Genomic DNA, 14,468 nt, shown 5'->3' on the forward strand with positions numbered 1-14,468 from the left:
ATGAATTACGACGAAATTGTTGCGGCTTTTGAGAAAGAGGATAGAGAAGACGCAGATCGCATAGAGGAGGAAATACAAGGTAATGCTCCCATTTCTGTTCCGTTTGATCCCAATTTAATCCGAATTAGAAGAGATCCGTTTACGCTGGGTGAACTGATCGATAAAATTGAATATAACGAAGTTAATTTTAATACCTCTTTTCAACGTAAGAGCGATTTATGGGATGGAACCAAACAAAGTCGATTGATTGAATCGGTTTTGCTGCGGCTGCCTTTGCCTGCATTCTACTTCGATGAAGTTATAGAGAATGAGGACAACATAGAGAATCGGCGGTCGGTTTGGCAGGTTATAGACGGGCTACAGCGATGCAGTGCATTCAATCACTTCATTGTAAAGAAAGATTTGGCGTTGGAGAATCTGGAGTTTTTGACCCGATTCAACGGTATGAAGTACGATGAACTCCCTCGCGAACTTCAAAGGCGGATTCAACAAACTCCAATAACAACATATATTGTAGAAAAAGGAACTCCGGAAGAGGTTAAATTCAATATATTCAAGCGTATTAACACTGGCGGACTTGTATTGACGGCACAAGAAATAAGGCATGCTATGAACCAAGGTATTGCGGCGGATTTTGTGGCAGAATTAGCAGTGATGCCTTCGTTTAAGCAAGCGACATGTTACATCATTTCGCCAGAGCGGATGGAAGATCGTGATTTCGTCACACGCTTTGTTTCATTTTATCTTCAAGATTACAAATCGTACCAACCCGATTTGGACAGTTTCCTGACAAAAGGCATGTCGCAAATAAAGAATATTACGCAGGAACAAAGAGGTAAAATGAAACAAGGTTTCGAAGATGCCATGGTTGCTGCATATAAGATATTCGGTAATGATGCTTTTCGGAAACGTACTGATATTGAAGATCGCCGCAAACCACTAAATAAGGCATTGTTTGAAGTTTTAAGCGTTTTGTTGGGTAAATTGTCTTTGGAAGAACGAGACCTTCTTATAAAACGAGGTAAACGTTTCAGAGAAAAATTCATAGAACTGAATCGAGACGATGCCTTTCGCTATTCGATATCTTCGGGTACCGGGCAGCGAGATAGTGTCATACGGCGCTATGCGGAAACAATTCGAATTATCAATGAAACATTGAGCAATGATTAAAAGTTTGAATATCCAAAATTTCAAGATTCATAAAAACTCGACATTGGAGTTCGGGAATTTGAATATCTTGACCGGTATAAATAGTAGCGGAAAGTCTTCGGTCATCCAAAGTTTGTTGTTATTGCGGCAGAATCAACAAACCGGTCAACTCGACAAGGGGCTCGAACTCAATGGCGATCTGTATGATATAGGGCTTATTGAAGATGCCTTTTGTCAGTATGCCGACGAAGAACACCTCGGATTTTCTATTATAACAGATAAAAAAGGGGGAAACTATTGGTGGAAATATGCCGCAGCCAATAGAAGTTTGCAAAAAGATTTTATACCTATTTCAGACCATTCCGACATTCAGCCGGTCGATTTTTTGCCGGGCAATTTCCATTATATCAGCGCGTCGCGTTGGAGTCCGAGAGAGTCGTATCCGCTTAATACGAATGCCGTGGAAAACAAACGGCAGATTTCCCAAAAAAAAGGCGAATGCGACTTGGTCGTTCATTATCTCTATCATTACGGAGTAGAAAAAAAATATCAGGTCAAAGAGACACTTAGACATCCGAATACTGCTTCAGCAGGACTTTTGGACCAGGTTTCAGCGTGGGAAGGCGTTATAAGCGATAAGGTAAATGTCCGCCCTCAGATGGAAGGGAAGGCGTTCGTCCTTAAGTATTCTTACAATAAACCGAACGATATTATTCCTTCGAAAGAGTATAATGCAACTAATGTGGGATTTGGATTAAGCTACGCTCTGCCTATTATTGTTGCCATGTTGACGGCCGAGCCTGGCGACCTTGTTATCATCGAAAATCCGGAAGCTCATTTGCATCCTCAGGGACAGTCTGAATTGGTGCAATTAATCGCCATAGCGGCACAACAGGGCGTGCAAGTCATTATAGAAACCCACAGCGACCACATCATCAACGGAGTGTTGGTGGCGACTAAACAGTTTGAAGAAAATAATAAAAAAGGGATTGACAAGCAGCTGGTGAAACTGTTTTATTTCCATAAAAACGAAGAAACACAGACGTCTTGCATCGACACGATCAATATTGTAGGTGATGGAAAAATCGACAAACAGCCATCCGGTTTTTTTGACCAGACGGAAAAAGACCTAAATTATTTGCTGGGATTCTGATTTATGGCATCGTTGAATATTTTTCTTCTGTTTCCGGAAACCTCCGATGAAATAGTCGATTTAGGGGAAGATATCGAACAATATAGAAATATCTCTCGATCGATAAAAATCATCAAGCAGCAATTATATGGTACGGATTATTGTTTCTTGTATGATAGTGATAATATTCAGACCTTTATACGGCAGGCCCAAATATTATTGGCCGGATATCTGTTGGACAAAGTCATCCATCAAATACGCATTCTGATTTCTTCTAAGTCTCAGGACATACGTGTGACTTGCCCCTACAGAGTGGATCATCAATATCATGTATGGAATATTCATACTTGTCAGGCGGCTTTAAGTTCGGATATCATAAAGGCTTCAGCTGAGAAAATTCATAGAAGCGAAATTTGCGCTGTTTTTCTATTGACGAAGCGGAATCCGTTCGGACGGAATGTGATACCGGTTGTAATCGACGCTTTACATGCACCGCAGCCGGAATTATCGATTGTTCCGGTGGCTGAAACAATGTCGGATTGCGTAGGATGGATACGGCACATTGAACAAAACCGCGGTTTCTCGCTTCGCAATACGTTGCAGTTTTCGCCGACAAATATGATTTATGGGGCATCGAAGCAACGAATATACAAGAACCTTAGTGATGGGAGTTTTTGGTATTATGATTATTTCCATAGAGAAAATCATGAACATTATGAGGTGTTCGATGTGCATGGAAATCATGTCGGTGAAGCTGATATGACCGGTAGGGTAGATACTCGAAAATGCGATAAAACAAAACGGATTTCAGGCTTGCTGAATTGATATGAGACTGACCTTTGAACCTAATTTAAACTATCAGCAGGAGGCCATACGTGCAGTGGCCGATCTATTTGAAGGACAAACGTATGGCGAGTCGGATTATCAATATGATCTGAACGAGATTGGTACGCTCGATTTGATAGGGGGAGTCGGCAATAGGTTGGTTTTGGATGAAATGCAGATGTTGGTCAATCTGCAAAAAGTACAGAAGCGGAATGATATTGCCGTTTCCGAATCTTTGGATGGGATGCATTTTTCCATCGAAATGGAAACCGGGACCGGTAAAACATATGTTTATTTGCGCACGATTTACGAACTGAACCGAAAATACGGATTCAAAAAATTTGTAATTGTAGTGCCGTCCGTGCCCATTCGCGAGGGCGTATTGAAGAATTTGCAGATTACGCATGAGCATTTTCAAACGCTGTACGACAATGTCCCGATTCGTTATTATGTCTACGATCGGAATAAGATTTCGCAGTTAAGGAGTTTTGCCACTGGAAATAACATCGAAGTATTGGTTATCAACATCGATTCTTTTGCCAAGGATGAGAATGTAATCAATAAACCGAATGATAAACTCAACGGTCAAGAGCCAATCAAGTTCATTCAGTCTGTCCGTCCGATTGTCGTGGTCGACGAGCCGCAAAATATGGAATCCGAAAAACGCATTGCGGCGATAACCAATCTGAATCCGCTTTGCACGCTGCGTTATTCGGCGACACATCGTAATAGGTACAATCTGGTTTATAACCTAAATCCTGTAAAGGCTTATGACCTCGGGCTGGTGAAGCAGATAGAGGTCGATTCGGTCTTGGAGGAAAATGCGATGAACGGGGCGTCTGTTACGTTGGAGTCCATTATGGCTGTGAAAACACGAATAACGGCAAAGGTTACGATTGATGTAAACGGAAAAGATGGTGTCAAAAAAAAGACGGTTATTGTTCATCCCGGAGATGATTTGTACAAACTTTCCAATGAGCGGGAACTTTATAGGAACGGTTACATCGTAGAAGAAATAGATGCAGCAAACGGTTGTCTTACGTTTAGCAATAGTCTCTCTTTGTCGCAGGGCGAGCGGCGCCATGATTTTAACGAAGCGATTCTTAAGTTCCAAATTCGGCGGACAATCGAAGAGCATTTGCGTAAAGAACAAAAGTTTAATAAACTTGGTATCAAGGTATTGTCGCTTTTCTTCATTGATCGGGTGGCGAATTATCGGTCTTATGACGGGCAAGGCAATTCAGTAAAAGGGAAGTTCGCTGTGTGGTTTGAAGAGATATACAACGAATTAATGGCAATGCCGGTTTATTGTGAGCTGAATAAATTTCCGATAGAGAAGATACATAACGGATATTTTTCTCAAGATAAAAAGGGGCATTTGAAGGATACATCCGGTGAGACGCAGGCCGATGACAACACCTACAATTTGATCATGAAGGACAAAGAAGCGTTGTTGGATATGGCGAATCCGCTTCGTTTCATCTTTTCGCATACGGCGTTACGGGAAGGCTGGGATAATCCGAATGTTTTCCAGATTTGTACGCTGAACGAAACCAGGTCGGAGATGAAAAAACGGCAGGAAATAGGTCGTGGACTTCGCTTGGCTGTCGATCAGAACGGTATTCGTTGCTATGAGCGCAATGTTAATCGTCTTACAGTCATCGCTAATGAGTCGTATGTCGATTTTGCAAAAGCGTTGCAGAACGAGTTGAAAGAGGATTGCGGTGTTGATTTCAGTGGACGAATCAAGCCCAAGTCTGACAGAGTGTCTGTGAAATACCGCAAGGGTTTCGAAGCGGACCCCCGATTTCTCGAAATATGGGAGAAGTTAAAGACCAAGACATCCTATCGGGTTAATTATGATACGGATGCACTTGTCGAGCAGGCTGGGAGAGAGGTGGAAAATATGCCGGAGATAACTGCGCCGACGATACGATCAATAAAAACAGCGCTCGTATTGCACGATAAAGGTGTAGATGTTGAATATACGGGTAATAAACAAGCTCCCATAACATCGGATTACTTGATACCGGATGTTTGGAAGTATATACAGGGTCGTACAGAGTTGACGAGATCGACTATTATGCGAATTCTGACACGTTCCGGCCGTCTCGATGATTTGACTGTCAACCCGCAATTGTTTATGGACATGGTGGTCGACAAAATACAGCGTGTACTTCAGAATATGATGATAGACGGCATCGAGTATCACAAGATTGGAGGTTCGGAGTATGAGATGCGTTTGTTTGAAGAGCAGGAGCTGGAGATATATCAAAACGATTATACATTTCAAGTAGGCAAGCCAAACAAGACGATTTATGAGGAGTTTGTGCCTCTGGATTCCAATGTGGAGTGGCAGTTCGCCAAGGACTGCGAAACGAACGACGAGCAAATCAATTTTTATTTCAAATTACCGAGTTGGTTCAAGATACCCACTCCGATTGGCAGTTACAACCCCGATTGGGCGGTCGTATTCGAAGACGATAAGCGGATATATTTCGTTGCAGAAACAAAAAATACGGGAACGCATGAGGTGGATTTGGATAAATTGCATCCGAGTGAGAAACAGAAGATACTCTGCGGTAAGGCGCACTTCAGGCAGTTTGAGGATTTGGAATACAAAATAGTTGGTAGTGTAAACGAATTATAAATAGGGACAATGAGCTTTCAATATAAGGATATGGCAGAAATGACGGCTAAAGTATTGGCTTTACGGGATGAACGGGTGCACTATTGGAACGATTCTGTTTCAAAAGCCAGTACGGCAATGACTGTCGCGAACATAATGGCATTCAGAAGTCAATATTATACTATTTTGAATTATTTGGTTGCTGAGCAGTTAATAAAAGGATTTTATACTGCTGAAGCCCAAAGAGTGGCACAGATATGTCAATATGAAATAAACGAATGCGATAAAGCTCTGAATGATTGTGTGCGGAAAGTGTTTGAAGATAAAATCACATCTCGTGTCACGGAATTTTTATCACGAAAAATTAATGTTTGATTATAGAAGAATCTCTTTAGAATCCGACTATAGAGAAGACAAACACCTCCCGCATCTTACATAGTCGTTGAATGTTTTCAGCAACCTTTCGTACTTCTCGCCTATGCCAATGTAGGCTAGCTTTACCCGTTCGGCGTGACGTTCGATTGGAATGCAGGCGTGATTCAGTTTACGGTTGACTGTCTGTGCTTTGTTGCTATTGTCTGCGGTTCTGTTGGATAGGGAAACCCGGCAGATGGGCGATGGGATTATGCAGCTTTCATATCTTAAAACGGGTGCTGCAAAATCTTCTAAATGTGAATGAGTTATAGTGGGAGAATAACGTTTGAGAAATAGCACTTTCACACGAGAGGGATTACTATAATTCAGCCAGAATATATAAGTAGTAGAAAAGGATGAGCGGAAGATTGGTCCTTTTTCTATATCGATAAAATTATTATATTTGCAAAAAGCGAATAAATATTACTGATATGGATAAGCAATGCTGCGATATTTACAAAAGAACTATTTAATATTGTCTCGAAAATAAATTTAGGAGAGATTCGATAAGGAATAGTTGGTTTATATAATGTAATTATATAATAAATTAAAGAGTTGATGGGCACTTTGTTTTATAACCATATAACAGAAAATGATCTTAACAAAGAGATTATTAAGAAATTCGCATCTTTTTCAGAAAAAAATCCCAATCAGCAGATTTACCTAATAACTTCGCCTCTTGGTGAAAAATATTCATATGAATATGAGAAAAAGGCAATAGTTGTTTTATCGCCAAAACATAAGATTATCTTTCTTAACTTAGATAAGGCCGACGAAGAATTTTTCGCAGAATATTGTGAAGATTTTATCGAGGATTTAAATTCTATTTCTGATAAATTTGAATATAAAAATCGGATTGGCAGACCTCGTGAATGGAAGAAAAATATCATAGCCAGAGATTGCTTTAATGATGGCGTTGATATTGAATCTCTTCTTCAAAAACATCGCTTGGATAAATCTTATTATCGTATTGGTGAATTGCTTATTTCTTTATTGATAGGGAGCATTAATGATATTGAAAAAGTCGGCATTGAAATTCCCGAAACACTTCTTGAGAGAGTAAAGAAAAATATAATTTTATTCGATGGAGATCAAACTCGTTTTATTTATAAAAAGTTCCCCAAGAAAACGGTTTCAATTCAAGGCTTGTCGGGGACTGGAAAAACGGAGCTCTTGTTACATAAATTGAAAGAGTTGTATATTGCAGATGAAAATAGTAAAATATTTTTCACCTGTCATAATATAGCATTATCTAATTCGCTGCAAGAAAGGATTCCGCATTTTTTTAATTTCATGAAAGTTGAGAAGCAGATCGAATGGAATTCTCGGCTGTGGGTTAATCGTGCATGGGGAAGTGGCAAAGATAAAAATTCGGGATTATATAGCTATCTATGCGATTTTTATGGAATACCCTTTTTAAGATGGAATTCGTATACTAGTTACAATATTATTTTTTCCAAGGCTTTAGAATATATAGATAAGATCCAAGAGAAAGATTTCGAATACGCATTCGATTACATTTTAGTAGATGAACGACAAGATTTTCCCGATGTGTTCTTTGCCCTTTGTGAAAAGGTTGCCAAGCACAAAGTTTATGTAGCGGGAGATATATTTCAAGACATATACGAGAGCGTAGATAAATCAGTATTGAATGTCGATATTGTTTTGAACCGATGTTATCGAACGGATCCCCGTACATTGATGTTTGCCCATGCAATCGGTATGGGGCTTTTTGAAGAGAAGAAATTAAATTGGTTTGACGATGCTTATTGGACTACGATTGGGTATAATGTAGAAAGATTGGACGGACGAGAGGTTCGTCTAACAAGAAGTCCGGTTCGGCGATTTGAAGATGTTGAGGTTGACGATTTTCCAAGCATGATAATACAAAATTCGGCAAAAGTAAGTAATGTGGTCGAAGTTATTCGTAATATCCAATCCCAACATGCTACAGTCGAAGCACATGATATTGCAATCATCATATTAGACGATAAGAAAAGTATTTATGAATATATCGACTTGTTGGTTGACAAAATCCATAAAGAAATAGGCTGGAAAGTTAATCGAGGGTATGAATCAAAGAATTCGCAAAGAGATTCTATTTATATTACTAATCCGAACAATGTAAAAGGGCTTGAATTTCCGTTTGTAATTTGTATTACTGATAGGTTGCAAAATACGTATAGGTATCGTAATATTCTATATACCATGCTAACTCGCTCATTCATCCAATCATATTTGTTGGTAACAGAGAGTGCGGGGCTGGCTGTACAAGAAGAAGGCCTGAAGCTGATAAATGAGAAAAAATATATCAAAGCAATAGAGCCGACACAAGAAGAAAAGACTCAAATCCATGCTAAGTTGGTCACTGTGAGGAAGGATGAGAGCATATCCTATAAGGAATTCTTGAACAATATTTTCAAAGAGCTGAATATTACGAAAGGCCGTAAACGTCTAGAAGAGGCTTTGAATACTACGGAGATCGATAAGTTTGATAGGGATAAAACCATTGAATTTATAAACCGGGTAAAAGAATTTTATATTAAATGAAAAAATACGAATTTGAATTAGAGCCTTATACCCGAGATGTTTTATTTCCTCACCATCTGATTAAATCAAAAAAAGAGATATTGGAGCTTTTGATGGAAGCGACTCGGTATATGTTAATTAAAGCTCCTATGGATGCAAAACAAGCAAAAGGACGAGCTGAAAAAATAGTTTTATTAATAGATAAAATGAGTAGACTGTTTATTTGCAGCGATAATAAAGCTTATTCTATAGTCTTCCCTTTTGCAGTTATTAATCAAGAAAATAATGAATTAAGATTTGAATTTCAAAAAGATGGGGTTGAAATTAGTGTGGACCATCAACTGATTTCACATTTTATTTCTGTCCTTAAAAGTGAATCTTTTTATAGTAATTGTTCTTTAGATTTTGCAGACCCGATTGATCGTATGGAAGACGATTTTAACAAGAACTTTTGGGTGTTTACGAGATATTTATTGTTAATGGAGGATGGATACGTGCGGTATGATATTGATGAAAAAAGCTATAGGAATGCCTTGGCACAAGGGAACCCTCATACTCATCCTCTGCATCATATAGATATTTTTTATACATCCAATGTAGCTTGTAAATTTGGATTGGAATCTCCTATGGATAATGAGTGTTTCATTGATTGCATTAATGTAAAAACGAATTGTAAATATCTAAAAACGATATAACATATTTATATCGTAAATTAAATATGTTTGCTTTGTGTTGAAAAGCCAAGACAATGGCTGGCAGATTGATACACTCCGTGCATAGCCAAAGCCTGGTATGACGGAAAGGTTTTTTGCAATTCATTGATATACGCTGACTTAAAAATGCGGATGAGGCATCGTTTTCCGCTCCAAAGCACGGGGACAACTATATGTTGTCCCCGTGCTTCTTTATTGTTGGATGAAAGGTGATTTGGAAAAAGATTCGGAAGTTTTTAGGCGGCTATTTATCCGGCAATAGCTTCCGAAAACGGAACCACCCGACAGCATCGTCCACGGCTTGCCCGACGGGAACGTAAGACATTCCCAACTCATTGATGGACTTGGCATTCGAGTAGTAATTCTTTACACACAAAATCCGCATGTTTGCGGTACTGATTTCGCTGCGAAACCCGAGCCATGCGGCGCAGTCGCCGAGGGCACCGACCGTAAGCAACAGCCACCGGGGCAATCGGACCATCCGTGTTCGGCGGGAGCTTCGTGCGGCCACCATCCGGAAGAAATCGCGGTAAGAAAGATTCTCGTTGGCCAAGAGATAGCATTCTTCGTTTTTGCCGTAACGCAGAGCCGCGACGATTCCGCGCGCCACGTCAGCTACATGTACGAAATTCTTGCCTCCGGGTGGGTAAAACAGCAGTCGCTTGCCGTAGCCAGTCAAGACAATGCGGCCGGAACTCGGGCGGGAATCATAGGCGCCCACCATGAATGTTGGGCATGCCGTAACGATTTCTATCTGCGATAGATACGTATTTATGCGTTGCTGGGCTTCGCTTTTGCTCTTTGCATAAGCCGAAGCTGTAAACGGCGCGCATATCGGGCGGGTTTCGTCGCCCGGCCGCTCCGCATCGCCATAAGCGAAAATATTAGCACTGCCAACATGGACGATTCGTTCGATTTTATGTTCGATGGCGTTTCGTATGAGTTGTTCGGTGGCTGTCACGTTGACCCACCGGAAAGAGTTGTAGGGGCCGTGCTGTGCGGTTTTGGCGGCACAATGGACGACGTAACGACAGCCATCCATTGCATTCCGAAGAGTCGTAGGTGCGGTGAAATCGCCTTCGACCAATTCCAAAGCCGGATGCTGCATTCCGACGAATAACGCCTTTTTGCGCAGCAATCCCCGCACGGCGTATCCGGCTGCAAGCAGTTCATGAATGGCGTTCACCCCCAGCAGGCTGTTCGCCCCCGTGACCAATACGCGCTCTGTCATAGCTTTTTGATTTGCAGTTCGCGTGCTACCACGCGCGACATGAGCGGCAGCCATATCCGGTTGGGAATCAATCCCATCAGCAGTCGGTTGAGCTTGTTTGACCAGCCCGGCAGAATCATCGCGTGGCGCCGGAACAACCGTCGGAGCGCGACCCGAGCAACCGCTTCGGGTGAAAGCAGTCCCAATCGGCCGAACATGCCCTGCCTTTCGATGCGGCGTGTGACGTCGTCATTGGTTTTCATCGGTCCGGGGTTGACTACGCTCACGAAAACATTGGTGCGGCGCAGTTCTTCGTGAAGCCCCCGCGTGAAATCGTGGATATAGCGTTTGGAGGCGGGATAAATCGTTTTATAGCCGACGGGCGAAAAGGCGGCCATGCTCGATACGTTGAGGATATAGGCCTGCGGTGCCTGTCTTAGATTGGGCAGCAGCTGGTGCGTCAGCAGCGTCGTGGCCCGGACGTTGAGCTGGATGATTCGGTCGAGGTAGTCGGGGCCGCAGTCTGCAAAGGATTCGGTGCCGCCGATGCCCGCATTGTTGATAAGCATGAACAGCGGATAGTCCGCATTGATTTTCCGGCATACTTCCGATAACTGTTCCCGGTCCGACAGGTCAGCTTCGATGCTGACGCACCGGATGTTTTGCTTGCGCGCTTCGTCGACCGTGGCGGCAAGACCGCTTCCCGGCAGCGCCACCAGCACCGTGTTGACGCCTTGGCGGGCCAATTCGAGCGCAAAGCAGCGTCCCAGCCCCGAACTCGCCCCGGTGACGAGTGCATAACGTGTGGATGTAGTTTCTTGCATGCAATAAAAAGGTTATCTTTGTACTGCAAAGGAACCGAAAACCGGGTTGCTGGTCAATACTGAAAAATCATACGTCGGAAGATGGATTACGGAGAAGAATACGGCCGTTTGCTCGATTCGCAAGTGTTTTGTCCGGCGGAGCTGGACTACTCGGTGCTTGCCCGCCATGCCGGTCAGCTTTCGACGATGGCCGAGGTGGCGAACAGCGGAATTTCGGTATTCGACATGTATCGCCGCAACCATCCGTTCGTGTCGCGCAATTTCGGGCGTCTGTTCAAATATGACCTTTCACGCATCGACGCCGAGGATGCGGAGTATTTCAATTTGCAAATTCATCCGGACGATTTCCCGGCCGTGATGCGCAACGGAGTTATCGGATTGCGGTTTGTTCTGGAAAACCTTAGTGTGGTTTTCGATACCAAATTGGTGTGCGAGTACCGGATCAACGTTTCGGGGCGGTGGGTGCGGGGCATCGAGCAGATGCAAGTGCTGGAGACCGACCCGCGCGGGAATATCTGGCTGGCGCTCTCGGTGCTGGATATGTCTCCCAATCAGACGCCGTTAGAGCGCGTCGAAGCCAAACTATATAATTTCAAAACCGGAGAGCTATTTCCGTTGCCGGATTATCCCGAGTACGAGGGGGAAGCCGTTGCGCTGACCTCTCGTGAGAAACAGGTGTTGAAGTTAGTGCGCGACGGTTTTCTGAGCAAGGAAATTTCCGAGCAGTTGAGAATCAGCGTTCATACGGTCAATACGTACAGACAGCGGATTATCGAAAAGCTAAACGTCAATAATTCGCTTGAGGCCATCCGCCTGGCTATGCGGTTGGGGCTGTTGGATTGAGTTTTTGGCTACTTGGCTACAATAAATAGTAATGCCTTATCGGAGAAGTTTCCCTCGTTGAAACTCGCTTTTGTTATGAAGAATAGATGATAAAGTGTAAATAATTAGATAGGCAAATCTAATTCATTTAATTCATCCATTACTTTTTTTATTGTTTCAGTTTCTTTTAAATAGGAGTTTTCGGCCGCACAATATAATTCATATAAAATTGAATTCTCATTTGAGTTGGTAGCTATGGTTTCTTTGGCAATAGAAATCTCAATATTTCTATTATTATACATAATCAATTCATAACTTGTGTTATATAAGATGCCTTCTACTATTTGTGTTTGCATTTTGTCAATTACAAATGTAGCAGACTTCAGCTCTAATCTATATTGCCATTCCGTACTGGATTTTTCCCATTCGACGTTTCCGTCTATAGTTAATTTAGTTAGTTTTTTGATTAAATCAGCGTATCTTGTTTCCATAATTATTTTGACTTTAATTGATTTTCCAATGTGCTTAATATTGTTGCAACTTCTTCCATATCTTGGCAAAAGATAATTTTGTCCAGTTTACCTTTATTATTTATTTGTTTATCAAGATTACTTAGACCGATTTCTACTCTTTTCTTTAGTCTGCCAAATTCTTCTCTATCAAATTCAATTCTTTTGATAAATTCAACTCGCGTCATAAAGTCTTTTACATCGCATAATCTCAACTTAGCAAGCTCATATTTGTCACTATTAATACATTCTTCTATAAAGCGAATATTTGCTACTATTTTGGCTAAATCAGATATGGATAAAATTTGTTCGACTTTTTCTTTAGTTTCTTTAACTGCGGTTTGGGTGCTTTGTGTTATGGCTTGAAGTGCGAAAATTTGTAAAATCGCAACAAATAAGCCATATGCAGAAATGTACCCGCCAATTAAAGTTGAAAGATTAAAAATATTTTTTTGGTAATCCGGTGTATATTTTCCATATAGCCCTATGATGAGACCAAAGATAATTATGAATAATAAGCCTAAGAATATTTTTATATGTTTCTTCATTTGTGTTACTTATAGCTTATGCAAAGATATATTATTTTGCCTTATTTGGCAATTTTATATAGTGTAAATTTAGATTATTGTTTTATTGAAAGAACATCAGCTGTTCTTGTGTATTTGTTTGTTCGTTTTATGATTGTTTTAAATACAAAAAAGCGATTACGCAAAGGCGTAATCGCTTTTTTTGTAAGAGCCGAAACCGAGATTTGAACTCGGGACCCCTTCATTACGAGTGAAGTGCTCTACCGCTGAGCTATTTATGTAATATGCATAAAATCAGCATATTATAAGCGCCCTTCAATCCCGTTTTACTCGTTATGGGAAGTCTATGGGAAATAACCACCCCCTGCAAGTGAATAAAATCGTGTTATAAGTTTCTAATTGTCATTGCGTTAAGTTGTTGACTATCCATAGTCCAATATGTAGTGTTCTTTCATGATTGTGTAATGTATTAATTGATAATTGTTTGAAGTGATAATGATAGATGAGCAGACCCCTTCATCTTTTCAAAAAAGCGAGGACAAACCTTGCAAAAGTGCCAGGTGTGTCCTCGTTTGTGTCGAGTAAATCGCGTGGGAAAATTTTCCCTCTCTCCTACTCTTTCCTTTTAAGAATGTAGTGTTGCTTTGTTATCTGGTAAAACTGCAAGGACAGACCCGAATAAAGCGGTTTATCATAGACCGTCTGTTCAAGTCTGTCCAATCTTTTAAATATTAATGATCTAATGCAAAATTAGCAATATTCAGAACAAAATCTTTGAATGTTTTATAATCCAAGGTAGCTTCAAAATTATTTGAACAATTTTTGTTAAATTTATCGGTAAAGATTATTTCTTCTATAGGTACGGACATCTCCTTGCAATTATATTCAAACCTGCTATGAGCTACTGCATTTCGTAAGTGAGTTGCTATCTTGCAAATACTCTTATTTTTTTCGATTTTGATGTTATCTTCATCTATCCCCCAATTTTTGACAGAATCTTTGGGTAAAGATTCAATCATTTCTTTGTGAGGAACCATCAACAATCCAAGGCAAGCATTTATAAATAGAGTTCTTGAATAGCTTTGCTCTTCGGGATGCTCTTTAATGTAGCTTTCATATTGTGCAAGTGCTTTTTTTGTACGTCGAATAAATTCTTTGTAATCGAAATCTCCCATTTTTTCTTTT

At 40.9% G+C, this 14,468-nt stretch carries 13 protein-coding genes; 8 read left to right on the plus strand and 5 right to left on the minus strand.

Translation table 11 applies throughout. The features are described 5' to 3' along the window. From NFR47_RS04635 to NFR47_RS04665, 7 genes are all read left to right on the plus strand, one after another. Positions 1-1,170 (plus strand): DUF262 domain-containing protein, encoded by a 1,170-nt coding sequence (locus tag NFR47_RS04635; protein ID WP_251214417.1) that lies wholly within the window; start codon positions 1-3, stop codon positions 1,168-1,170. Next, a complete protein-coding gene (locus tag NFR47_RS04640) occupies positions 1,163-2,302 on the plus strand; it encodes an AAA family ATPase (RefSeq protein WP_251214418.1) in 1,140 nt (379 codons plus the stop codon). Before NFR47_RS04635 ends, NFR47_RS04640 begins: the two co-directional genes overlap by 8 nt. Positions 2,303-2,305: 3 nt before the next feature. Next, the gene (locus tag NFR47_RS04645; protein ID WP_251214419.1) at positions 2,306-3,106 is read left to right on the plus strand and encodes a hypothetical protein; all 801 of its coding nucleotides are present in this window, start codon (positions 2,306-2,308) and stop codon (positions 3,104-3,106) included. 1 nt (position 3,107) lies between these two features. After that, positions 3,108-5,756: a restriction endonuclease gene (locus NFR47_RS04650; protein ID WP_251214420.1), complete on the plus strand. Its 2,649-nt coding sequence runs from the start codon at positions 3,108-3,110 to the stop codon at positions 5,754-5,756. Positions 5,757-5,786: 30 nt separating this feature from the next. After that, entirely contained in the window at positions 5,787-6,110 is a 324-nt protein-coding gene (locus tag NFR47_RS04655; protein ID WP_251214421.1) for a hypothetical protein, read from the plus strand. Between the two features lie 597 nt (positions 6,111-6,707). Then, the gene (locus NFR47_RS04660) at positions 6,708-8,699 is read left to right on the plus strand and encodes an STM2767 family DEAD/DEAH box helicase (protein WP_251214422.1); all 1,992 of its coding nucleotides are present in this window, start codon (positions 6,708-6,710) and stop codon (positions 8,697-8,699) included. Beyond that, on the plus strand, positions 8,696-9,373 hold the full coding sequence (locus tag NFR47_RS04665) for an STM2766 family helicase-associated protein (protein WP_251214423.1): 678 nt from the start codon (positions 8,696-8,698) through the stop codon (positions 9,371-9,373). The genes NFR47_RS04660 and NFR47_RS04665 overlap by 4 nt, the downstream gene beginning before the upstream one ends. A gap of 262 nt (positions 9,374-9,635) precedes the next feature. Here NFR47_RS04665 and NFR47_RS04670 read toward each other — a convergent pair whose 3' ends face one another. Together NFR47_RS04670 and NFR47_RS04675 are read right to left on the minus strand one after the other, a co-directional pair. After that, positions 9,636-10,622: an NAD-dependent epimerase/dehydratase family protein gene (locus NFR47_RS04670; RefSeq protein WP_251214424.1), complete on the minus strand. Its 987-nt coding sequence runs from the start codon at positions 10,620-10,622 to the stop codon at positions 9,636-9,638. Next, positions 10,619-11,425, minus strand: coding sequence for an SDR family NAD(P)-dependent oxidoreductase (locus tag NFR47_RS04675; protein WP_251214425.1), 807 nt, complete (start codon positions 11,423-11,425; stop codon positions 10,619-10,621). The genes NFR47_RS04670 and NFR47_RS04675 overlap by 4 nt, the downstream gene beginning before the upstream one ends. Before the next feature lie 108 nt (positions 11,426-11,533). Here NFR47_RS04675 and NFR47_RS04680 point away from each other — a divergent pair, with 108 nt between their 5' ends. Next, complete coding sequence (locus NFR47_RS04680) at positions 11,534-12,268, plus strand: response regulator transcription factor (RefSeq protein WP_251214426.1); 735 nt, start codon at positions 11,534-11,536, stop codon at positions 12,266-12,268. A gap of 104 nt (positions 12,269-12,372) precedes the next feature. Here the strand turns inward: NFR47_RS04680 and NFR47_RS04685 are convergent, their stop codons facing one another. From NFR47_RS04685 to NFR47_RS04695, 3 genes are all read right to left on the minus strand, one after another. Next, positions 12,373-12,738: a hypothetical protein gene (locus tag NFR47_RS04685; RefSeq protein WP_251214427.1), complete on the minus strand. Its 366-nt coding sequence runs from the start codon at positions 12,736-12,738 to the stop codon at positions 12,373-12,375. Between the two features lie 2 nt (positions 12,739-12,740). Continuing rightward, the gene (locus tag NFR47_RS04690; RefSeq protein ID WP_251214428.1) at positions 12,741-13,304 is read right to left on the minus strand and encodes a hypothetical protein; all 564 of its coding nucleotides are present in this window, start codon (positions 13,302-13,304) and stop codon (positions 12,741-12,743) included. A gap of 710 nt (positions 13,305-14,014) precedes the next feature. Then, positions 14,015-14,458 carry a HEPN family nuclease gene (locus tag NFR47_RS04695; protein ID WP_251214429.1) on the minus strand — a complete coding sequence of 148 codons (444 nt, stop codon included), beginning with the start codon at positions 14,456-14,458 and terminating at the stop codon, positions 14,015-14,017. Between the last annotated feature and the right edge of the window lie 10 nt (positions 14,459-14,468).

The sequence above is a fragment of the Alistipes muris genome (assembly GCF_943193205.1).
GTDB lineage: Bacteria > Bacteroidota > Bacteroidia > Bacteroidales > Rikenellaceae > Alistipes > Alistipes muris.

What these genes read in the sequence shown, in the direction of transcription:
- NFR47_RS04635 (WP_251214417.1), top strand. Translation starts at nt 1, where the DNA reads ATGAATTACGACGAAATTGTTGCGGCTTTTGAGAAAGAGGATAGAGAA.
- NFR47_RS04640 (WP_251214418.1), top strand. Translation starts at nt 1,163, where the DNA reads ATGATTAAAAGTTTGAATATCCAAAATTTCAAGATTCATAAAAACTCG.
- NFR47_RS04645 (WP_251214419.1), top strand. Translation starts at nt 2,306, where the DNA reads ATGGCATCGTTGAATATTTTTCTTCTGTTTCCGGAAACCTCCGATGAA.
- NFR47_RS04650 (WP_251214420.1), top strand. Translation starts at nt 3,108, where the DNA reads ATGAGACTGACCTTTGAACCTAATTTAAACTATCAGCAGGAGGCCATA.
- NFR47_RS04655 (WP_251214421.1), top strand. Translation starts at nt 5,787, where the DNA reads ATGGCAGAAATGACGGCTAAAGTATTGGCTTTACGGGATGAACGGGTG.
- NFR47_RS04660 (WP_251214422.1), top strand. Translation starts at nt 6,708, where the DNA reads ATGGGCACTTTGTTTTATAACCATATAACAGAAAATGATCTTAACAAA.
- NFR47_RS04665 (WP_251214423.1), top strand. Translation starts at nt 8,696, where the DNA reads ATGAAAAAATACGAATTTGAATTAGAGCCTTATACCCGAGATGTTTTA.
- NFR47_RS04670 (WP_251214424.1), bottom strand. Translation starts at nt 10,622, where the DNA reads ATGACAGAGCGCGTATTGGTCACGGGGGCGAACAGCCTGCTGGGGGTG.
- NFR47_RS04675 (WP_251214425.1), bottom strand. Translation starts at nt 11,425, where the DNA reads ATGCAAGAAACTACATCCACACGTTATGCACTCGTCACCGGGGCGAGT.
- NFR47_RS04685 (WP_251214427.1), bottom strand. Translation starts at nt 12,738, where the DNA reads ATGGAAACAAGATACGCTGATTTAATCAAAAAACTAACTAAATTAACT.
- NFR47_RS04690 (WP_251214428.1), bottom strand. Translation starts at nt 13,304, where the DNA reads ATGAAGAAACATATAAAAATATTCTTAGGCTTATTATTCATAATTATC.
- NFR47_RS04695 (WP_251214429.1), bottom strand. Translation starts at nt 14,458, where the DNA reads ATGGGAGATTTCGATTACAAAGAATTTATTCGACGTACAAAAAAAGCA.